Raw genomic sequence first — 22,453 nt, 5'->3', positions numbered from 1 at the left:
CCTCCTTACTCCGTCCACACAATAGATTGAAGCTGTGCTTCGCTTAGTTTCCAATGCTGGTAGTACTTTTGCGGGACGAGGGTTCCTTGCATCGAAGCCCCATCAAAATACGCATGTTCAAACGAATGCACATCCGTAAAATCGGCCCCATCCAGGATGGCATGTTCAAAATGAAGGCCACATAGACCTGGTACCCGAACTCCATGTTCCCGATAAGGTTGTCCGCTGGCATTACTGAAGTTAGCATCTCTCAAATCGCTATATCTAAAATCCGCGTCGGTCAGTAAGCATCCCTGAAAGCTACCCCCTGCTAGATTCGATCGCTGCCACATGCTTCCGATCAATATGCAGGTGTGAAACTGGCTTTCCCGTAAGTCAGTGTGGCTAAAATCGTTATAGCGCAGATCCTTTTGCATCAGGTGAAGGTGGGGAAGAGAGAGCCGCTTTAGGTTTTCGTAAACATAGGGTTCTTCTTCACTGGAGTGTATCAATTGCTCTCTCACATGATCTGCAAGAAGTGCTTCCTGATCTTCGACATATAGATTCTCGCTGATATCCTTGTACTCACCCGTTCGGATGGCTACACGATCAGCTTTATGAATAGCGAGATACTCAGGCATTTGAACCACTTCTGTCATGCCTAAGCGCAGAAGGGAGCTCACAAACTGGTGGAATAAAGGAGCGGATTCCAACATCAATCGTTCAACGTCCACTGAAGTGATCGTCCCCATATATATTTTTCGTTCCTTCTCCAAGGCTTCCAACATGATACTCATTGGTGCGTAAGCCCATGACGCGTCATAGGTTAACTTGCAATCGGAATCATCTTCGTACCATTCAGCAGAATAAGCCTCGACCATATACAGGTAGGATTGCTCCAGCATCTGAGTGCGCAAGAACGAGTAGTGAATATATCCAATGGGTTCTTTTTGGCCTTGTTGCTGCATGCTCAAAATGTGTATACACAAATCCCTAAACGATTCTTTGAAATCGGAGATTAGTTGAGCTTGGTAGCGATCAAACATGGCTTCCAGCCTGTCCAACTGAATGTCCAACAAAGGTGTAAAATGATGTTCTTTAAAATGGTATAATGCCGCTTGTTTATCCATCTGCTAGTTCTCACCTTCCGTTAGTTCATCTTAATTTCCGTGCCGGAGAAGGTGGTTTTGTCATCCAACGTGATCGTGTTACCTTTACCAGACAGCTCAATTTTCCCGGCAGAAAGCTGGATGTTACCGGAACTCATAATAATATCCGAAGCCGCGCTAATACTCACATTTTTTCCACTTACAATATCAATGCCTGTTTTATCGTTAATGACAATGGACATGCCATTGCCAGAAATAACGATTTGATCTGGGGCGAGCATGATTTCTTTGCCGTATTTGGTTCGCAGCGTCTTAATGGCAGGATCAGCCATTCGATCTGGCGCAGGAGCTACCGCAGACAGTGCCGAAGAAGACTTTGATCCGGCAGACGAAGCAGAAGTTGTGCCATGACCAGAAGTAACAGAAGCTTTTCCCCCGGAAGGTTGTAGTTCTCTTTTAACTGAGCTGATTGCGTATCCTTCTTCTTCCTTATAACTGGGGAAATAAATGCGAATGCTGTCCCCATCCTCAGGCATACAATACCAGCCCGTGTTATCCGCAGAGGCATAAATGGTAGAGTAGGGAAACCAGTAATCTGTGTTCGGATCTTGCTGATCGTCCATATCGAGCTGGGCGCGTACTTTGTCCCGACGAACGCTCAGTACCTTGCCTTGAATGGAAGCGCCGATAATAGAGCGATTGTAGTCTTTAATCGGTCGTAAGCCGCTCCGTGGTGACAGCTTGGCGGTATGGGTCAGTACTCCATCCTTCATCTCCGTTAGCACCTCAGCTACGATCAGCTTATGACCTTGAAAGGTCACTTCGTAGCCAGGCTCCAGCAATTTCTCCGTCTCGACCTCATATTGGATAAAATCCGCATCACGCACGCCAGGGATATGGTTCTCTGAGGCGGTTTGAAAATCCGCGACCCGTTTGGTGACTTTATAATTGGTAGATTGTATTTCGCCCTTGCTGAGTCCCATAGGTAGACCAAAATAAAACTTTGGCACTCCATAGCCCACTGCAGGAATGAGCGGAGAGTAGAAGTGGGAAGCCATCCGTTTCAGAAATTGCCAATCGGTTTCATCATATTGCATGATAAAGGTACCAATGGGCTTCTTATGGGACACAACATCCATCGCTTCTGCTTTGGAGTAGTCCGATACAATACTTTCAATCAAACCCGTATAGGTGAGCTTGGGATTTTGGAAAGAGCGTTGATGGCGTTTAATATCTAACTCGTAGGTATGAGAGATGGCTTCGACGGTTAGGTAATGGACCCCGTGAACGACTTTTTCCTCCACATCCAAGGCAATGCCTCGAAAAAGAGGCTGCCGATTGCCATTTTTGTCCGTAACAAAAGTTTTGACCTGGGTTTCTTCATCCGAAGCACGTACATACAGCTCTCGCTTTTTCTCCGAGATGATGCCTGTACAGATCATTCGGGCATGGTCATTGACTGTTTTAAAGATTTTAAGTTCATGAAGGCGGACGAACTCATAAGGCATGATTTCGATATGACCGTACGTCACGATATTTTCCATAGGTGTCTCCTTCTGTAGTTGTGTTTAAAAAGTGGAATTATAAATCCAGCATATGTATTTATCGGTTAAAAGAGAGAGTTAGTTTACAGAATGACCCATTCATTATGGTATTTACTATGTGTAAATCTGGAATTAGAAGATATGAGAGGGAAGTATAAGATGGAAAAAAGCATATAATAGGTGGTAAGAAGAGTACAAAGAGTTAATTATAAAAGATCAGCTTTTAATGTGAGAGGAGGGTTCATGTTATGCCAAAAAACGATAATATGCTGGCCATTTTATGGATGCTGAATTCGGGTGTGAAAATGACCGCAAAACAAATATCCGAAAAGTTAGAAATAAATATAAGGACAGTTTATCGGTATATTGACGCACTATGCGCCAGTGGAGTGCCTATAATATCCGATACGGGTCATCATGGCGGGTATCGCTTGCTGAATAATTTTATCCGAGCACCTTTACTATTTGATATGGAGGAAAAAAAGGCGCTCCTTCATGCTGCTGTTTTTGCAAAGGAAGCTGGATACCCTTTGAGTGAGGCATTAAGCAATGCAACGTCAAAATTGAAAATGTATTCGAATCAAGAGCAGGAAAGTATACTTAGTCGTCATTTAGCCGGATTTGAAGTGATAAATCGCATGGGAGATCCTTCTCTTCAGCCGATATTGGCAGAATTGGAGCAGGCTGTAGCTAACGAATTCTCTGTCGAAATGGATTATCGCACAAGCCATGAAGAACAACCCAAGAATAGAATGATAGACCCTTACGGAATGGTTTACTGGAACAACAAATGGTATACTGTTGCATTTTGTCACCTAAGGCATGAGATCCGTAGCTTTCGGGCAGATCGGATTCTACAGATTAAGCGTACTCCAAGCCTATTTAAGCGGCCTGAGGCTTTTTCGGCTCGTGAATTTTTTATGCAAAATCTGTTACCTGATTTAGTAGGCAAGGACGGTTTAATTTCTTTAATGATCGAAGGCAAGTCAGAGGCATTGGATGACTTATGTCTGCATTGGTTTTTGGGGCATCATCTGAAAGAACGAACCGCTAACCAAGCCATCTTTTTGCTTGAGGAAAAATCACTTCATACATATGTCCCTTATTTACTCCTACCCTATGGGAAATCCATTCAAGTCATCGAACCACAGAGCTTGAAGGAAAAACTAGTTGCTGTTGCGTCGGAGTTAGTAGAATATTATCAGCGCTAAAAGCTTCACTGACAGCAGATGTCAGTGAAGCTTTTTTATAATGGGGATAATCACGGGTTACCGAGGTTGGTATCACTTGATAAATTATAAAATAAGGAGAACCTGTGAATGAATAGTACGGTATATCTTTATGTATTTGACACTATGGCAGACTGGGAGATCGGTTACTTAACTGCCGAACTGAACTCGGGGAGATATTATAAAAAGGGGCTGGTCCCATCCAAAATAGTTACCGTGGGAATGGAGAAGACTCCTGTCACTACCATGGGCGGATTGAAAATCCTGCCTGACATCAAACTGGATGAGTGCAGTATTGAAAGCACGGATTTATTGATTTTACCCGGTGGAAATACATGGACAGAAACCATTCACCAACCGATCTTAAAAATCGCTGAGAGGTGTTTAGAGAAAGGTATATGGGTTGCAGCGATTTGTGGTGCTACCATGGGACTTGCCCAGGCAGGACTGCTGAATTCACGTTCGCATACAAGCAATGATCTGGAATACCTTAAAATGATCTGTCCCACCTATACGGGCGAAAAGTATTACAAAATGGAGTCTGCTGTAACGGATGGAAAACTAATCACTGCATCTGGAATGGCTCCGTTGGAATTCTCCGTACACGTTTTGAAAGCTCTAGGTGTGTTTTCTTCTAAAACATTAGAGGCTTGGTATAGTCTTAATAAGACTCGTGCATCCAAACATTACTATGAATTGATGAATTCAATCCAATGAAGCTAAGCATAAAACTGAACTGTTACGATCATTTAAAGGAGGAGTTAAAATGACTGAAAGCAGAGAATATGTGGGAGTGTCAGGTAAATATACAAAGAAGGGAATACCCAACGGCTTTACATCTATTACCCCGTTTATTACCGTGAAGAATCCTTCGGAAGCAATAGAGTTTTATAAAACGGTTTTCAATGCGAGGGTTAAGGATATTACTGAATTTTCTGATGAGAATGGCAATACAATCATAGTTCATGCGGAATTAGATTTTGGAAATGGTTTTTTGCAGCTGGGAGCAGCGAATCCGACATATCAATTGGTCTTGCCGCCAGATGGAGACAATGCGTGCTATTCTTTCGGGATTTACGTCATGAATGTGGATCAGGTCATTGAAAACGCGGTAGCAAGAGGAGCGAAAGTAAGGGAGGCCGTTACAAACTTTGTCTCAGGTGATCGATTCGCAAGTATATTGGATCCTTGTGGAGTAAGGTGGTCTATTATGACCAGGATTGAGGATTTGTCAGAAGAAGAAAGCAGTCGTAGGGTTGCTGAATGGGCCAAAAGCTTTAGTGAAGAATAGAGGTAATCACTTTTTAATAAAAAAGTATTAAGAATGACAGTTTGCTGAAATGATGTAATAGAAATTCGGATGCCAGATAGTTGGCCCAAAATACGGCAATCATTGTCACCACACAAGAGAGGGGCTAGTTGATAAATGGAGAGAGCTCCTCAAGTCTGATACATATGGCTTGAAGAACACTGATAATAACAATTAATGTATATTAAAAGTTTGGAACAGAGGTTTAACTCCCCACGTCTTTATACTGAAATCCGCTCATTGAGCGGGTTTTTGCTTTTAATCACCCTTAATTGTAGAGCAAATGTAGACATGAAACTATTTAAGGCACAGAGTTTGATGGAGTTTGTAGAGATTGCTGTTTTCTTCTCTTAATGGATTTTAAAATGAAGTGCGACACCTGATGGAATAAGTTAAAATCCTAAATAATTTTTTTGAATTTTAATTACTAAAAATTTATGCTTATGATTTTTGGCAAGGGAAAATAAGATATAAAATATGGAAGGAAGTGATATAATAAGTAATTATATTCAATAATAGTCATATAAAAAGTTATAAAACTAAGAGATTGAAATTATTTTGTTACTAACCATTTTAGGAGGAATTATCTATGAAGAAAAAATTAACAATACTTAGTCTGGCTCTAGCCATCACAGCCTTCTCTACTGTAAGTTTAAGCGCTTCTTACGCTTCTGATTATGACGTTTCCTCTGGAAATTCTTCTCCTTTAATTAGCGCGAATGCAAATGGTGCTGCTGTTGAGCCTCAAGCAATAGCCTCCCTTGCTCGTAAAGCAGTACAAGTTGGTAAAGCAGCTTATGAAGCTAACAAGGATGCTCTGAGAGAAGCGACCCGCTTAGGAAGTCTATTAGGTACAGGTGTTTCTAGCAGTGATGTAGAGAATGCAGATGTAATTTTTGATAAATAGCTGAAATATCAGGGGGAGGATCAGATTTTTATGTTTCTCTCTCCCTGATGTTATTAAAAAGAGGTGATTTCTTAAATGAAAAAAAGAAGTGAAGCGTGTATTTTAAATGCTACGTTATTCTCTTTATCGTTGTTCTTGATGGTTCATTTCTTCTTTATTTTACTTCACGCTGGACCGCTTAACCCGGTCTCTGTTTCATTGAAATCAGTAACTGATAACTATGTTGGACGTTTTTTTCAACAAAACTGGCATCTATTTGCTCCCCAGCCTATGACTCAAAATCTAAAATTATATGTACGTGTGAAGTATAAGGGGGAGGGCAGTACCAAAACTGTTTTAAGCAATTGGTATGATGTTACTGAACCTATGATTAGGACGAATGAGACGACAGTATTTTCACCTTATAATAGGATGCTCAGAATTGGAAGTGGATACATACATCAATTATATATAGGAGGAAAAGATGATCTAACATATAAATTAATGGATAAAATATCAAAAAAAAATAATATGTCCAAAGAAATAAATGCTTCTTTAGAAAAGGATTCGGATCAAGTTGAACAAATCATATATCGCTATGCTTCTGCGTTTGCAAAAAGGGAGTTTTTGAAACATGAAATAACTGATGTCCAGTTTATGACCTCAATATCGGATGCGATTCCATATTCAAAGCGGGATGATCTTCATTTTAAAGTGAAAGAAGAGAATGTCGTATATGATTGGAAAGGAGTTGTAAAGGATGTTGTTGAATTACCGTAATTTTTTTATGAATGAACGCGTTCTTATTGGTACAAGTATCATTCGGATATGTATTGGGTTGATATTACTGTTCAATTATTTTATTCATTATAAACAAAGATACTTTTTTTGGCACGAATCTGGAATTAATATTTATTCTGCTGGGTACAAGTCATTAACATGGTCTTTATATAATTTGAATTCATCAGCTTTATTTTTTGACTTTATCTATCACCTAGGAATTATAGTTACTATTTTTTATTTAATAGGATATAAAGGCCGTCTTTTTTCAATTCTAGCCTACTTATTTTTTTATTCATTGTATGTTCGCTCTTTTCACATTAGTGACGGAGGAGACAACTTACTTATAGTGAATATGTTTTTTCTGTTGTTCACCAATAACACTGCCTATTTCTCTTTGGATTCTAAAATGAACAACTCACGTGGAAAAGACTCGAAAGACTCTTTACTCTATAAGTTATCCGTGATAATCCACAATTTTGCAGTACTTTTTTGTATTATACAACTGTGTATTGTTTATTTTTTCTCAGGAATGTACCAGCTTATGGGCGAAATGTGGCAAAATGGAACAGCACTTTATTATATATCTCAAGTGAGAGAGTTTAGCAGACCTATTTTGGATTATATGGTTAACCATTATGTTGGACTCACCATTGTATTCACTTATTTATCTATAATTATTAAAATTGCATTCCCTTTTGCTGTGATTAATAAGAGGCTTAAATCGTTTGTAGTTATTGCTATGATATTGTTTCATATAGGTATTGCTATAGGGATGGGTCTGCTGACATTTTCGTTAATTATGATTGTTATGGAATTATTGTTGTTTACGGATCAAGAATATAAAAAGTTATACCATTTTATAAAGATCAGCTTCCGGAAAATATCAATTACAATTCGAAGAAAAACAAGAAGATTAGGATATGTAAGCTTTCAACACAAACAAATTCTGGTTTTCTATGATGGTTGGTGTCCTGTCTGTACAAATATAAAAGACTATTTATACAAGCTGGATTATTTTAGAATGCTACGGCTTGTTAGTTTTCGGAATTCTTCATTGGTTCAAGCATACAAATTAGATATTGATGAATTACAAAGGCGAATGCATAGCTTCTCACTAAATGATCCCAGTAGAATACACCGCGGAATTGACTCTATTGCACAAATTTGTACAAGATTACCGTATCTATGGTGGGCGGTTCCCTTTATAATCATTTTCAAAAAAATGGGTATAGGCGGTTATTTCTATGATTATATAGCTTCTAAAAGAAAAGTGATTCCTGTGGGGAACTGTGACGATTTATGTGAACTTTACCCTAAGCGTGTCCATTAAGGAGCAAAGTATATGAAAGTAATTTTATTGGTAGTAGCTATACTTTTAATATTTGTTCTCATATTATGTATCCTGTTTTTGCTCATTGCGAAGCGCCAAAATAATAAGAAAACAGAAACCGATGTTCTAAACTTTTTAAAGGAAAATCCGAGTAAAGCATCTTTGTATATGATCAAAAATGGTATGGAGAAAATCAGCTATAACTCAGAAGTTAAAATGCCGCTTGCCAGCACTGCGAAAGTGATCATCGCTATTGAGTTTGCTCGCCAAGTAGCGGCAAAGCTGTTAGATGAACATGAACTTGTGGATTTAGAGGAATTAAATAAATTTTATATTCCTGGTTCTGACGGCAACGCTCATAATAGCTGGATCAAATGGATCAAGTCAAATCATAAAGAGATTCAAGGAAAAATTACATTATTTGAAATTGCTCACGGCATGTTAGCTTACAGTTCCAATGCCAATACAGAATTCCTGATGGAGAAAATGGGATTGGATGAGATAAATGAGAATATAAACAAACTCTCACTTTCGTTACATGATAAAATCTTTCCTTTTTCATCTGCAGGATTTATGTCTCCTTATATCCAAGAGACCGAAAACATAGGTTTTAAAGAGTCGATACAAAAGATAAGTGAGATGAGCTACGAGGAATATATGAAAAAATCTGTTGAAATTCATCAGATTTTAAATCGTGATCAAGGGACAGAACGTATTAAGAAATGGAACACCAAACAGAATTATGTACGCAAGCTTCAAGTGCTGGAATCACGCAAGCTTCCTCGTTCAACGACTAAAGAATATGCTTACATTATGAAGCTTATACACAAGGAGGAGTTGGTTCCCTCTAATATAAATCCATATCTAAAAAAGCTAATTCAGCGACAAGTAGATAACTCCAAGTTAATAGAGTTTGGAAACAAAGGTGGATCTACCATCTCTGTTCTAACAGAGGCTTTATATTGTACGGATCGGGAAGGAAATGACATTCAACTAGCCATGTTTATTCAAGATGATTCTGGGGTGGATCATATTTGGCTCAAGCAGAAGCTGGATTTGTTTTTTTACAAATTATTAACCGATACTGCATTTCAAGAAGAGGTAAGTAGCAAATTATCATGTGATAAGGGAAGGAATTGAATGTTTTTCTATTTTATAAAAATGCTGCTGGTTCCACTTATGCTTTATTGGATTATGGCTTACTATCCATTTAAAAATCGTATTTCGTGGTTTATCCACACTTTATTTACAAGTGCATATACGTTCATGATATTATTCATAAACGATTGGACAGAAATTAGCTATTATTTACGTCCAGTTTGCATCGTATTGTTTGGATGTTCCTTATTCCGTCAAATGGTTACTTTACACTCTTTTAAATTTTATGGCTTAAATAGAAAAACACGAATATTCCTTTTTCTATATGGCTTTTTAGCGATATATCAAGTTTCTATTTGTATTTTATTTAGTATTTCATATATTACATCCTCTCCTAAACACGAAGATGCAGTCGATTTAGCCTTCCCTTTGAAGGGAGGGGCTTACGAGGTAGTGAATGGTGGAATGAGTTCATCTATGAACTATCACTTTTCGCATCGTACTCTGAAATATGCGGTGGATATAACTAAGCTCACCCCGTTAGGTTCAAGGAAAGGAAAATTTGATAATCCTGAGTCTTTAAAATCCTATCCCATTTATAATGATTCAGTATATAGTCCGGTTGCAGGTAGAATTATCGAAGTTGTGGATGGAGTAGAAGATAATGTGCCGAACTCCCTGGGGCGTAGTACTACAAATATGATTATCATCAAACACAAAGGATATAATATTCTGTTGTTACACTTGAAGGAAAATAGTCTGCTAGTTAAGAAAAATGATTTTGTCAGGGTTGGACAAGAAATTGCGAAAGTAGGAAACTCAGGTTACAGCAGTGAGCCGCATCTTCATATTCATGCTATAAAACATGACAATAAGAGAGATTACTTCAATGGAACTTCGATACCTATTACTTTTAATGGTAATTACTTAAAAAGAAATGATTTATTGCTTAATCAAATGCTTATTTTTCGATAAAAATGAATATCTCTTAGAACGTCGGTTTGAGAATTTGTTTGTCAGGTTTTCCGTATCGTGTATTGTTCTTCAAAGCAAGTGTTTTTAACTTAAGCGAGACATCGTCTCGACACATGTTGATTACTGTTCACTGTCAGTAAGGAAAGATTGAATACAGGATGCATTGGTGTTTTAGCTTCTCAATGAGGGTCTAGTTGATAAATGGGGAGAGGTAATGAACCATGTAAAACGTATAATTTTACCCTTAGCTGTTATCTTTGTGTTCGTTTCTTCTGTCTCAGTTGAGAACGCGCAGGCGGGATCTAAATTTAGTTATAATGTTGAAGTTGCTGTAAATAACAGCACTTTGACATTAGATCCATTTGGAGAGAAATCCACTAATGAAAATAATAGCATTTTGACAACAGACATCAATCCGTATATAGAGAGATCCACCAACACAGTATACGTTCCTATTAAATTCATATCTGAGGGCTTGGGAGAGTCTGTCTCGTGGAACAGTCCTACACTAGAAGTTACCATTAAATCGAAGAATGGTACAATTGTACGATTAACCGTAGGTAGTAAAGTTGCGTACGTGAACGATGAAGAAAAGCTGATGCCAAGTGCTCCCGATATGCCGGAATATCCAAATCGGGTTATGGTTCCTCTTAGATTTGTTTCGGAAGTTCTGGGAGCTACAGTAATTACAACGACGATATGGAACATTACATGTTGACATTAAGAAATAATGATGCTTAATTGCTTGGGAATAGGTAACAAACCAGTTACTCTTCAAATCTCGGGTTGTAGAGTTTGAGGAGCCGCCCATTGAGCGGGTTTTTGTTTTTGATGTAAGCGTCAAATAGCCCCCACCTGTTCAACTAGATGAGGGCTCAGCTATGCTGAATAATGATTAACAGTTAGCGGAAGTGATGCTGACCGAGGTAACAGCTTGTCTAAAGCTCCTATATCGTCGCCGGAAAACCAAGCGATTGATCTTGTTCATCCTTCGCAGACGGCCATGGAGCAAACCGCGCAGAGATTGTATGCTGCGATTTCTCTTCATCCTCACCATTCCGACACCGCACAGCGAACAGACTCCGGCGACGGGGTCTGTTCGCTGTCTCGGTCAATCTCGCCTTTGAATCTTCCATAAACGAAGCAAGAAGCCGAGTTCTGAAAATCATTGTATCGGAGATTGGAGGGATGCAGTCATTTGGATAGTTCTTGGCGTTTTTGCGCCATCGTCACGCGACCTTACAAGAGTGTTAGGCAATTGTCATCTAGATCAATGGTATCAACCTAGCTGCTCCTCTATACTAATCCATTGATAGGATTATTTGTTAAGGGGGAGTTGGCGTGAGGTTTTTTGAAATGCTGCTATTCTTTTCAAGTGCTTGTTTGTTGGCACTCCTGTTCATTACCAATCAACGTATCCGAAGATCAGCTTTGCTCCTGACAAGTGGAGCAAGCTCCATTTTTTTAGTGATACATTTGCTTGTCGAAGGATACAGGGTTCAGCTTTTATTTTTATACGGATTTACGATCCTGATGCTTATGCTTTCGCTTATAAACGTTTTCATAACGCCGAAAGTCGTTCGGACTGCCTCGCGAATCCGTAGGGTGCTGGGCCGCCTTTTTATCGTGATTGGGCTAATCGTAACAGGGTGCTTCCTCTATGTGTTTCCCGTATTCAACTTTCCGGCGCCAACTGGTGAGTTGAAGGTAGGCACGCAAGTCTTTCATTTCATCGATCCAAGCCGGGAGGAGACATTTGGCAAAACTGAGACAGGCAAGAGGGAATTAATGGTTCAGGTTTGGTATCCGACTCAAGCTAGCACCGGCAAGTACGCTCCCTTTATTCCCGATCCCCAGATTTTACGTTATATGGCTGAAAACTATGGCCTTCCCGGATTTACGTTTCAACACCTGAAGTACGTATCCAGTCATGCTTATTCGGGAGCCGAAGTCTCTTCGGCACAGACTGCATACCCGCTGATCCTTGCGAATCCCGGCAACGGCTCGTCCAGGTTTCTCCACACTTCGCAAGCCGAAAATCTCGCGAGTCACGGATATATCGTGGCAGTGATCGACCACACCTACAATACATTTGCAACCGAGTTTCCGGACGGTCGAATCACGACCAGCACAACCAACGACTTATTCTCGCCCGACCATGATTACCGGACGGAAAGCGAAAACCGCGACAAGTTGGGAAAAGTTTTAACTGGTGATGTGGCGTTTACGCTGGACCAATTCGAGCTCATCCAGTCGGGGCAGATTCCAAGTCAATTAAAAGGGAAGATTGATCTCGGTCATGTCGGGGTGTTCGGCCATTCCATCGGCGGAGCGACGGCCTATGACGCTTCTTACGATCCGCGAATCGCGGTTGGAATAGACTTTGATGGAGGGCTTTATCGACTGCGTGACAGAGAGGGTCTGCGAAAGCCGTTTTTGTTTATCAACTCGGAAAGCTATTTCGAAAAATTAAAAATGGTGATGGATAACCGGGTCTACACGGATGCAGAGCTTAAGCGTATGGGATCAACAAGAGAGTGGGAGGATCAAGTAACGGAAGATAAAAAGTTGGAGCTTGAACGGATGCGCGAAACGGTCGACGAAGGGGGACAAGTCCTCTATATCGAAAATACGGAGCATTTGAATTTTACCGACGTACAGTTCATTTCTCCGATTTTTAAAATGCTGGGCATTACAGGAAAGATTGCGCCTGAAAGAGCGAACTCCGTTATCAATGCCTATATGCTGGATTTCTTCGATATGTATCTGAAAAATAAAGGCGGAATCTTAATGAAAGGACCGGATAGCCGCTTTCCAGAGGTGAAGTTCGTAACTTCGCTATTATAAATTACGGAACAGGCAACCGATTTTGATATGCTCCCCTTCAAGTAGACAGGTTTAATAAATAAACCGCTACTTGAAGGGGAATTTTCCTTTGTCTAAGAAGAACGAATACAATACGATTGAGAAACTAGCCATCATACAGGAGTTAAAAGCAGGACAGAGCAGCCGTGTGGAAGTAGCAAAAATACATAACATGTTACCACCTTAGTGAAATGGCGACATCGCTATGAGTTGTACGGAATTGAGGGGTTAGAACATAAAAATTTCAAAAAATATATTTTGACCTGCTTCAAAGAGTGGACCAAAGAGGGGCGGCGTGCCCCTCTTATTTGTGTGATGCTGAACATTTTCATCTATTTACAGAAAGTGCAGTACTTCATTTTCACAATTGAACATCATAAAAGAGCTTTTTTCTCATTCAATGATCTTGCTATATTCGATAAAAGCTGAATTGTATTCCTTATCTCATCTTCGGTAGTGTCTGGGTGAATGGCACAGATTCGGAGAACCGTTTTTCCATTAAGTTGTGTCGTAAGTACAGAGGCGTATCCGTTCGTCATCATTTCTTGGGAGATCCTTTTATTGAGTGAATCTAATTCTTGGTCGGATAATCCAGTTGGCGCATATCGAAAATTAACAATCGCTAACTGCGCGGGGGATACAATTTCCCAATGATTATGTTTCTTGATTTCATCTTCAGCCCATTCTGCGAGTTGAACTCCATGCTCTATGGCTTCACCGACAGCATCAGTCCCCAAAGCTTGCAGTGTCACCCATAGTTTCAGACTTCGAGCAGGCCGGGTTAACTCTGGACCCAAATCCCAATAATTAATATGTTCTTCATCAGTCTCGGCATCCTTCAAATATTCTGGGCGTGTGCTGAAGCAGTTTTTGAGTTGCTGCTTATCTTTGGCTAAAACCACGCTACAGGAATAGGTCTGCATTAGCCATTTATGTGCATCCCAAGTGATACTATCTGAACGCGATATCCCGCTCAAAAGAGACTTATATTTCGAAGAAGCCAAAATCGACGCACCGTAAGCTCCATCCACGTGTAACCAAATATTATGTTTTTCACATAGGTCAGCAATTTCGTTTAGCGGGTCAATACTTCCCGTATTGGTTGTACCTGCCGTGGCAATGACCGCAAAAGGCTTCATGCCAGCCGCCTGATCATCCATTATTTTTTTCTCTAAGGCTGAAACATCCATACGAAATTTTTTATCACTTGGAACTTTCCTGATTTGATCACCACGGAATCCGAGGATGTGTAGCCCTTTGGCGACCGATGAATGAGTTTGATCTGAAACATAAGCAGTTCCAATGGCATATTCCTGCTCGGATAACCTTGCATTGCGGGCAGCCGCTAACGCGGTCAAATTTGACAGCGATCCGCCCGACAGAAATAAGCCCCCAGCCGTATCTGGATATCCTGCTTGGTCACACATCCACCGGATCACTTCTCCCTCTAAAAGGCTTGCGCTCGAACTCAGCATCCAGCTTCCGGCGTGGGTATTATAAGCACTGGTCATGATATCTCCTAACCAAGAGTAAAGAGACATTGGACTAGGAACCAAGGCGAAAAAGCGAGGGTGTTGCATGAAAGTTTGATGAGAATAAACGTTTTTCCTCATTTCATCGACAACTTCTTTTACGGGTCTTCCTTTTTTGGGAAAACCAATTTTCCTTAAATGAGCTATTGTTTCCTCATCTGCAGTGTTGATTACTTTTTGAGATCGGATATTATTATTTTCTGCCATATATGAATGTATGAACCGCTCAATAATCTCACCTAATTGCTGATTTGGTTCTTGATTCATCATAAGCATCTCCTTTGCTTAATATCAACAAAGTATAATATAACATCTGTTGTCATTTTGTGATATTCACCGATTTCATCATTATGTTTATTTTTAGGCTCTTCGCTATTATGTAAAGTAATTCTCAAAGGCAAAGAGGGCTATATAATCGCCGTTCAGTGCAGATGCTGGAAACGTGATGTTGGGAATGAGATAGTACTCCAACTCAAGGCTGGTACGCAGGTACATAGTTGCTGTGTTGCTTGGATGGTAACGACGAGTAATTTTACAAGGCAGCTAAGGAGGCGGGGGAGCTTGAATATAGGAGGGGGAACCTTAGTTATCTGAAAAGTATTAAAAAAAGAATGTATAGTCACTTGTAAGAAAGAAAAGGGTTCGAAAACGCTTTGCCATATGTTGCAAATGAGCTGCTTGAGAATTTGAAAAATGACTCTAATTAGAACCCCAAATTCTTTAGGATTTTTATATCCAATGATTAAACTGGGAGTAAAAAAATACTGGTGGCCCCTAAAGATATGTTAGGAGCCACCAGTAAAAACTAATTTACGATATTGTGCATATTGAGAGCCATCTTTCGATACACACCTTAATTTTGACTAAGAATTATTGTCCAATTTGTTCTAAGATTTGTGTGTAAGCATTCCTATAATGATCAGGGTTAGGATCTTCTCCTATGATCTTGGGTACGTCAAAGTCAGACAGCAGGAAATGGTGTTTGGGTTGAACTTCATGCCTTGCTAAGCAACTCTTGCAACAGGACAAGGGACAGCCGTCAATTGCAATGATGTCACGTCCCGATTTCGCTGTTCTGACAAGGGGTTTGACATCACCACCAACACCAGCTATACAGGACATTTCAGCGACTTTTTCTCGATCCATTTGTATAGCGATCATGTTAGCGGTTTGTGCTGCGGAGGAACATCCAGAACAAGAATAGACAAGAGGTAAATCAGTTCTTTTCATCTTTGTACACTTCCTTGTTTTTTCTTTGTGATCGATCACGGTATCTTTGGTTTCAGCTGAAATAAATTTAAAATTGTTTATATTTTAACTTAAATTTACAGTCTAAACCGTGATCGTGATCACGACATTATTTTTGTAAAATCTGCTATAGGGCTAACTGTGTATATGTAAATCAGCTAGATCTCCAATTATTCTTCCATCGCCCAATGAAAATATGTAGATAGGTTTTTGTATGCCTTATTAATATCATCATCTGTGCATTTATTAATGATACGGTTTAATGTTGCTTCAAGTGTATTTTCATTAAAGTCCTTTGCTATAAAATGACCATGCCCGATAATAATATCACCTTGATCTGCCATTCTATCTAACCTTTTAGGACTTATTAGTTCAAATGAAAACATGTCTGATGCTCCATTTATTTCACTGGGTCCGATATCTACATTATAAGTAATATAGAAATCGTCTATATCTTCACCCCAATCCTCATACATCTTTGTTAAAGCCTTTATTATAAGCATTTAATTATTCTCCTATTCTTCAATATCAATATGAACATTACTTATCTGCTTTGGTGCCTATGCTTTACCAGCACTGTATTCTTCGAACACTTTCTCTTTCAAGTCAAACGCCTTTAGATGGGGAGAAGTGGCAAGTCATTGTTTTAGGGAAATGTTAGAGGCGGGTTCTACGATTTCTTGTCCGTAGTGACTTCTTTGGCGTTATGTTTTTTACTTTGGTAAAGTGTAAATAACATCAAATGGGTTCTTATCTTCAAAAAAATCGGTGTAGAGCGTTGCAATTTCGTTTGAATTCAAATCCTTATTATATCGCAATAATCTCCCTAATTTCACCAATACGTCAGCTTCTTTTGAGGTTACTATTTTCTTTTGTACTATAAGTTCTGTATTTTTTGGGGTTACCCATGCCCAATCATTCACAGCCGCTTCAGTAAATGGATATCCAAAAGATAATGAACTGACATGAGCGTATTTTGAACACAGAGGATGAACAATTAATAAAAAGGCTGCAATTATTCCTGAACGATATCTTATCCTTTGTGCTTTTTGAACCTCTTGAGCAAATGATTCTAGGTAATGAGGGATTTCTCCCCAATTAGAACGTCCCATTGAAGCTAGTATTTCAACGGCAAATTTATCATTTAATTTATTGGCCAATTGTAAGAATATCTGATTGTTTGTACAGCCAGAGGAGGTAAATGCACCTAAACATCTTGCAGCTTCCTGAACGTTAGTCGCACCTTCTGATATAAGTTTCACGTATTCGTCCAGTAAAGTATCGTCGCTAACGAATTCTGGAGATTCCACAATTGTTTCGATTAAAAGTGCCTTTGTACTCCGTTCTTTAACCAGAGGAATCATACTAACAAGTTGAGCAAAATAGTCACCCTCTAATTCTTCTAAATTGCAATCATTTTTTAATAAATTTAGAGCAGCTACTATAACACTATCATCTTATCTAAAGACGCGTTTGTTATGAGGTGCATAATTTTCCCAATCACATATTTCTTCCTCTCAGGATTAGATTAAAAGGCTCATCCTCCTCATTGTTTCAGAATAAGCCATTAGATGATCCTTTTATTTAACATTTGAACTACTCACTCTTAATAGCTCTTCTCCCAGATCCAAAATACTTTTGGAAAAAGTTGAAATCAAACAACTTCCCTTGAGGTTTAATTTGTTTAGGCTCTACTTTTTTTAAATTTGCTTGCTCTATGCTACTGCTATTCATAAAATTAAAAGGAACTGTTTCTTTAATATCAAATGTTAATGTTATTTTAGGTTTACTTTCAGTAACAATCATTAATGCTACGTAGCAATCCTCTAGGAAAGATAACTTCCCCCCGCATTTACATACAATATCACCGCTATCAATTGTATAGGGCCAACTGTAATATTGCTCACGTCCTGCAAGGAGGTTACCTTCAATTAGTTTGAATTCTGCTCTCTTGACCCCCTCAATTCGAACTTTCATTTTTCCAAATACAAAAAGTGAATCATCTTTTGCGGGGAATCCTATATATTGCAATTTGTCCTTAAAATTATAAATATCTATCACTGTATTTATGAGTTCAAATTCGTATATGCCTCTGATATCACTTGGAAAATTAAGGAAAATATTTGGTGTAAATTCTCCATCACCATCTATAATTCCATCAAATTCTTCATTACTTATATCAAGAGTAAGTATCATCCACTATAACCTCACTTTCTTATAAAGGTATACTGATCTAGCATTGGTGATTTTATATTTTCACCATCTGTAGTTAAATAGCTGCCATCATTGGGGATCTCTCGTTTTTCACCTTTATCCTCAACCCTCTATCCTCTAATGTTCTCACAAGCTTGTTCATATTACCAAACGGCATTAGGGGCAAGAGGAAAGTAAAAAGAACAAGTCAATCATGGTAGTATCTGACCATAATCGACTCGTTCGACGTAATTGAAAAATGTTATTTAGGATACTCTGATTCCACTTTTATCATATAATAAACAGAAAAAAGTTACCTTTTATATCCGTTATCTTTAAAAAAATCTTCATCTAAATAAGGATAATTCAGTAGCTTTATATTTTCTTTAGTGATATACCTGGTTTGATATTCATCCAGATTATTATTGATAAATAAACGCCCCTTAATTCTTTTTAATAGTGGGTATGAGGAATCATCTTCAACAACCAAATCTTGATCGTTTAAACGTAATAGTTTTCCAATAACTTCGAGTAGCTTTAACCATCCAATGTCAAAAGTACGCGATACAAATTGAATACTAATAAGAACATTTGTATCTACGCCATGATCTTCGAGATTCATTTCTCGGAAACGTTCTAAATAGTCATCCTCATCATCTAAATTAATGCTTATAGAAAAATAAGTACAACTAATACTCACTTGTCGAGCATCAGACCAATCTTTTACTTCTACTTCATAAAAATTTATTTCCATTACTAACACTTCACATATCATATTGTAAAGCAACTTCCCCAAGGCTTCTCTAGACAAATCAGAGCCAATAGATAACCTAAAGTCCATTTTACTCAAACCTCCAGTACGCTCTAGTTACTTGACGATCTTCAATGATTAGCAATTCATCTAAATGTTTTAAATCCTTATGTGTTTGACTTTTTAAATTTTCAATAAGCTCGCGTCTTTTTTCAATAGGATAATCATTTAAATTTAACACTATTCTTCTAGCTTGTTTTGTAGTTTTCTCTCTGAGTGTATCAAGAATGTTCCGTAGACTCGTAGTTGTATCAGGAGCGTAACAATCAAATACTTGTCTCTCTATTATGAAATCTGGACTTTTTTTAGGATCAATACCGTAGCCATTTCCATTATCAAGTTCGTCAAGCATTGTTGTACGATATCCTTGTTCTGTGAGTACATCTGCAGCTTCATTTTGTCTTTCTAATCCTCGGCTACCTTTGCCTTTAGTATCAGCATAATTTCCTTCCGGTTTCCCCCCTCTAGGTAATGAAGGCTTAGTACTGATAGCATTCGGTCTGATTTTTGGTGTATAAGGAATATAATTAGGGCCATATAGGTTGTATTCAGAACTAGTTTTCCAGTCTACTTTATTATCGCCATATCTTGAACGGAAATACTCATCCCACTCTGGTCCAGTTCTAGGTATCTTTGCAGAATTACCCAATCCCTCAATCTCTTTATTGGGCTTCAGCTTTGGAAGTTGGGGTGGCTCTGTTTTGATTTTAGGACCTGCATGAATAGGTTCTTTAACGGGCAATTTTAGTGTAGGTTTCGGCTTTAAAAATGAACCGGTTCCCTCAACAATCCCTACTAGACCAATGATGTTGGACCAATGTTCTGCTGACAAAGGATCTTTAGGTGTCAACGCTCCACGTATAGTCTCTGTTATTCCGAACGTAGCAAAATTGATAGCATCGCTACCAGAATTCCCCTGATTACGTGCACGCTCCATATAAGCCTGATAGATTCCCTTAGGAATACCGTACGACAAGTAATCCAAATATGCACCAACTGAATCGTAGCGTTTTTGGATCCTTTCCATATTAGCTTCATAAATTCCTGTTCCTATTTCAGTTAGGCTATCTGCCGACTTTGCAGTCACATATTGTGCTGTGTGTGCCTGTTCCATGGCTATTTGGCTTTTTATCATCGCACTACTACCCGTATATTCCAGGTAACGATCCCACCAAGACTTAGGCTTCTCAACTTGTTGTTTAGGCTGTTGCTGTGCCATGCGGCTGTCGTAATTGGCTCTCCAGCGTTTTCTTACTTCTTCCGGAACCTGCTGATACGCATGAACCATGGCATTCGATTCTTTAAGCAGGTTCTGTACTAGTTCCAATGGGCCGCCGGAATGCGCTATATGACGGGCGCTCGTAAACACTTTCCCAAGAATCCATTTGCTATAATAGGCTTGTTTAGCTTTCTCATGCTCGTGTATACTAATCAACCCTTGCATGGACAAACCAGCCAAGTGTTTCAAAGGATGAATGCCGTTCCCCTTACTGCCTCCAACGGTAGGGGTTCCTTTGCTCCGAACAGGGATCGCTGCGGTTGCTCTCAGAATTACACCTCCCGCAGGTCCACTTAGCACTCCTGCAACAACGCCAGCCACTTTTCCCATCACTGGAATGGAGCCTAATAGTTTGGACACCGTACCCATCAAGGCATTCGCCTGTTTAAGCTCTGCTGGACTTGTGACTTTTGCTTTAGGGGTAGAGGCTTGGCTGCTAGATGAATCCTTGGCTGCTGATTGAGCTGCTTCATAGGCTTTTATGCTCATGAGTGGCGGCTCAGGTACAGGAGGGAGGTCGGCTACCAAAACAGGAGCTTTCACCGTACCTTCCTGATATATCACCGGAGCTTTGGTATCTGTCTCACCATCTAGTACCATGCTGCTGGCTCCGCCCTTCAGATATAGCGCTGTTCCAGCTTCGAGCGAAAGTTCCTGCCTAGCATCGAGCTTCACGTGACCACCCTGAATCTGCATATTCCCCGGACTGTCGATGGTAATGCCGTTACCTTCATGAAGTGTAATGGAAAATTCACCGGAGGTGGATAGAGTCAGCTCATGCTCAGACATTTCTACGCTGCTACCTTGCACATGTTGCCATACCTTCACATTCGGCTGTCCATTGGTGTGGCGTTGTTGTCGCAGCGAATCCGTTACATAGGCATCCTGTTCGCGGTGTGTTGGCAGATACAATTCCACTTGATCCCCGATTTCAGGCATATCGTACCAGCCACTATGTTCTTCGGCGACATAACGGGTGGACACCGGAAACCAGCACGCTTTGGCAGGATCTTGCTTCGGGTCAATGTCCAGTTGAAGCTGTACAAAATCCTGCTGTACCTTGAGCACCGTTCCTGTCAGCGAAATTCCAGTAGCCTGATCGTTTTCATACCGCGCATAGCGGATATCTTGTTCAGCTTGAAGATCATAACGGGTGCGCAGTAGGCCATCCGCTAGCGTAGTCACTGCTCGAACCACGACTAACTCTTTGCCTTGTCCAATAGGTAACGTGATGAGGTCGCCTACTGCATAAAATTGCAGTCTTTCGATCATATATGTGACATACGAGCCAGCACGTTCTCCCGGCTTTTCCGCATCCAACTCATGAAACGTTTTTCGTACACGATAAAATACATCCCGCTCTACCTTATGCTGCTTGCCTTCGGGCATCCCGAAGAAAACCTTGGGCGAAGCTGCGGTTACCTCTGGCACAAGTACGGAACCAAAGCGAGAAGCGAGGCGTTTTAAAAACGCCCAATCAGTTTCCTCATATTGTAAAACAAATGTCTCTAGTTTGGCATAGTGGCTTACCGTATCAATGGCATCTCCGTACTGATATTTTCGAACCAGTGCTGTGACCAGATCATCATAAGTACGGTGAATATCTTGATAGGAGCGTCTTTTACGTTTAATATCCATCTGGTATGAATGGGAAGCGGCCTCCAGTTCAAATGTATACACGCCTCGCACACAGTGTACAGACATACGTGTAACAATCCCATGGAACAGCCTTCTCAGCGATTGTCCCTGATCATTCAACTGACGAATCACAATCGGTTCTTGCTCCATATTTTGACCGATACAAGCGGCTCCCTGTTCTTCAGAGAGCATGCCACTGATATGTAAAAAAGTATGATCATTAATGGTACGTGTTATTTGAAGTTGATCGATGTGTTGCGGCTGAAAAGGGCCATAAAAGCGTAGGCTTTCATACCCGATCCAATCTGATAATATGCTCAAGTGAGTTCATGACTCCTTTCTAGATTTGATGGCTGATTACAAAAGTAAAGTGCAGTATTTTTAATTCGAGTCTGACTAATAGAAGAAATGGATGAATACAACTTTGAGTCAAGACCTATATGTATCACTGAGTTTGTTGGGTATAAAGTTACGAGATGTGATATTTAAATAACAGTCCAGCATATGTATTTATCGGTTAAAAGAGAGATTTAGTTTACATAATGACCCATTGATTGGTGTATTTACTATGTGTATTTTTGGAAGTAGGAGAAATGCGAGGGGGTTAAGTTGTGTACAGTGGCGGTTATTATCAATACTTTCATT

At 39.7% G+C, this 22,453-nt stretch carries 21 protein-coding genes; 11 read left to right on the top strand and 10 right to left on the bottom strand.

Annotation, left to right across the window (positions count from 1 at the left end; all coding sequences use genetic code 11):
* Window positions 1-5 precede the first annotated feature (5 nt).
* Window positions 6-1,109, bottom strand: a complete 1,104-nt coding sequence (locus tag OIU26_RS05135; protein ID WP_264216144.1) for a pentapeptide repeat-containing protein — start codon at window positions 1,107-1,109, stop codon at window positions 6-8.
* 20 nt (window positions 1,110-1,129) lie between these two features.
* The gene (locus OIU26_RS05130) at window positions 1,130-2,632 is read right to left on the bottom strand and encodes a hypothetical protein (protein ID WP_264216143.1); all 1,503 of its coding nucleotides are present in this window, start codon (window positions 2,630-2,632) and stop codon (window positions 1,130-1,132) included.
* A gap of 248 nt (window positions 2,633-2,880) precedes the next feature.
* On the opposite strand from OIU26_RS05130, the gene OIU26_RS05125 reads away from it, so the two are divergent.
* The 9 genes from OIU26_RS05125 (at window position 2,881) to OIU26_RS05085 (ending at window position 10,960) form a co-directional block, all read left to right on the top strand.
* A complete protein-coding gene (locus OIU26_RS05125) occupies window positions 2,881-3,843 on the top strand; it encodes a helix-turn-helix transcriptional regulator (RefSeq protein WP_137079026.1) in 963 nt (320 codons plus the stop codon).
* A 108-nt stretch (window positions 3,844-3,951) separates the two neighbouring features.
* Complete coding sequence (locus OIU26_RS05120) at window positions 3,952-4,578, top strand: type 1 glutamine amidotransferase family protein (protein WP_264216142.1); 627 nt, start codon at window positions 3,952-3,954, stop codon at window positions 4,576-4,578.
* A gap of 49 nt (window positions 4,579-4,627) precedes the next feature.
* Window positions 4,628-5,152, top strand: a complete 525-nt coding sequence (locus OIU26_RS05115; protein WP_264216141.1) for a VOC family protein — start codon at window positions 4,628-4,630, stop codon at window positions 5,150-5,152.
* A gap of 607 nt (window positions 5,153-5,759) precedes the next feature.
* A complete protein-coding gene (locus tag OIU26_RS05110; RefSeq protein WP_013372457.1) occupies window positions 5,760-6,077 on the top strand; it encodes a hypothetical protein in 318 nt (105 codons plus the stop codon).
* A 75-nt stretch (window positions 6,078-6,152) separates the two neighbouring features.
* Window positions 6,153-6,836 carry a DUF5819 family protein gene (locus OIU26_RS05105; RefSeq protein ID WP_264216140.1) on the top strand — a complete coding sequence of 228 codons (684 nt, stop codon included), beginning with the start codon at window positions 6,153-6,155 and terminating at the stop codon, window positions 6,834-6,836.
* Between the two features lie 544 nt (window positions 6,837-7,380).
* Window positions 7,381-8,169 (top strand): DCC1-like thiol-disulfide oxidoreductase family protein, encoded by a 789-nt coding sequence (locus OIU26_RS05100; RefSeq protein WP_436449018.1) that lies wholly within the window; start codon window positions 7,381-7,383, stop codon window positions 8,167-8,169.
* 12 nt (window positions 8,170-8,181) lie between these two features.
* Window positions 8,182-9,309 (top strand): class A beta-lactamase-related serine hydrolase, encoded by a 1,128-nt coding sequence (locus tag OIU26_RS05095; protein ID WP_264216139.1) that lies wholly within the window; start codon window positions 8,182-8,184, stop codon window positions 9,307-9,309.
* Between the two features lie 21 nt (window positions 9,310-9,330).
* The gene (locus OIU26_RS05090) at window positions 9,331-10,242 is read left to right on the top strand and encodes a M23 family metallopeptidase (RefSeq protein ID WP_264216138.1); all 912 of its coding nucleotides are present in this window, start codon (window positions 9,331-9,333) and stop codon (window positions 10,240-10,242) included.
* A 397-nt stretch (window positions 10,243-10,639) separates the two neighbouring features.
* Window positions 10,640-10,960, top strand: coding sequence for a copper amine oxidase N-terminal domain-containing protein (locus tag OIU26_RS05085; RefSeq protein ID WP_264216137.1), 321 nt, complete (start codon window positions 10,640-10,642; stop codon window positions 10,958-10,960).
* A gap of 229 nt (window positions 10,961-11,189) precedes the next feature.
* On the opposite strand, the gene OIU26_RS05080 is transcribed toward OIU26_RS05085, so the two are convergent.
* Window positions 11,190-11,411: a hypothetical protein gene (locus tag OIU26_RS05080; protein WP_264216136.1), complete on the bottom strand. Its 222-nt coding sequence runs from the start codon at window positions 11,409-11,411 to the stop codon at window positions 11,190-11,192.
* 172 nt (window positions 11,412-11,583) lie between these two features.
* Here OIU26_RS05080 and OIU26_RS05075 point away from each other — a divergent pair, with 172 nt between their 5' ends.
* A complete protein-coding gene (locus tag OIU26_RS05075; protein WP_264216135.1) occupies window positions 11,584-13,089 on the top strand; it encodes a dienelactone hydrolase in 1,506 nt (501 codons plus the stop codon).
* A gap of 392 nt (window positions 13,090-13,481) precedes the next feature.
* Here the strand turns inward: OIU26_RS05075 and OIU26_RS05070 are convergent, their stop codons facing one another.
* Window positions 13,482-14,909 (bottom strand): pyridoxal phosphate-dependent decarboxylase family protein, encoded by a 1,428-nt coding sequence (locus OIU26_RS05070; protein ID WP_264216134.1) that lies wholly within the window; start codon window positions 14,907-14,909, stop codon window positions 13,482-13,484.
* Between the two features lie 69 nt (window positions 14,910-14,978).
* On the opposite strand from OIU26_RS05070, the gene OIU26_RS05065 reads away from it, so the two are divergent.
* Window positions 14,979-15,233 carry a restriction endonuclease gene (locus OIU26_RS05065; protein ID WP_436449028.1) on the top strand — a complete coding sequence of 85 codons (255 nt, stop codon included), beginning with the start codon at window positions 14,979-14,981 and terminating at the stop codon, window positions 15,231-15,233.
* 276 nt (window positions 15,234-15,509) lie between these two features.
* Here the strand turns inward: OIU26_RS05065 and OIU26_RS05060 are convergent, their stop codons facing one another.
* From OIU26_RS05060 to OIU26_RS05035, 6 genes are all read right to left on the bottom strand, one after another.
* Complete coding sequence (locus OIU26_RS05060) at window positions 15,510-15,869, bottom strand: putative zinc-binding protein (RefSeq protein ID WP_013311396.1); 360 nt, start codon at window positions 15,867-15,869, stop codon at window positions 15,510-15,512.
* A 188-nt stretch (window positions 15,870-16,057) separates the two neighbouring features.
* Window positions 16,058-16,390, bottom strand: a complete 333-nt coding sequence (locus tag OIU26_RS05055) for an immunity 8 family protein (RefSeq protein ID WP_264216133.1) — start codon at window positions 16,388-16,390, stop codon at window positions 16,058-16,060.
* Window positions 16,391-16,600: 210 nt separating this feature from the next.
* A complete protein-coding gene (locus OIU26_RS05050) occupies window positions 16,601-17,251 on the bottom strand; it encodes a hypothetical protein (RefSeq protein WP_264216132.1) in 651 nt (216 codons plus the stop codon).
* 232 nt (window positions 17,252-17,483) lie between these two features.
* Complete coding sequence (locus tag OIU26_RS05045; RefSeq protein WP_264216131.1) at window positions 17,484-18,083, bottom strand: hypothetical protein; 600 nt, start codon at window positions 18,081-18,083, stop codon at window positions 17,484-17,486.
* A 310-nt stretch (window positions 18,084-18,393) separates the two neighbouring features.
* A complete protein-coding gene (locus OIU26_RS05040; protein WP_264216130.1) occupies window positions 18,394-18,921 on the bottom strand; it encodes a hypothetical protein in 528 nt (175 codons plus the stop codon).
* A 1-nt stretch (window position 18,922) separates the two neighbouring features.
* Entirely contained in the window at window positions 18,923-22,129 is a 3,207-nt protein-coding gene (locus tag OIU26_RS05035) for a contractile injection system protein, VgrG/Pvc8 family (protein WP_264216129.1), read from the bottom strand.
* Between the last annotated feature and the right edge of the window lie 324 nt (window positions 22,130-22,453).

It is taken from the genome of Paenibacillus sp. BT-177 (assembly GCF_025846815.2).
Taxonomy (GTDB): Bacteria; Bacillota; Bacilli; order Paenibacillales; family Paenibacillaceae; genus Paenibacillus; species Paenibacillus polymyxa_C.
Note: the sequence above shows the minus strand (reverse complement) of the source record. Positions and strands in the feature narration are given on the sequence as shown.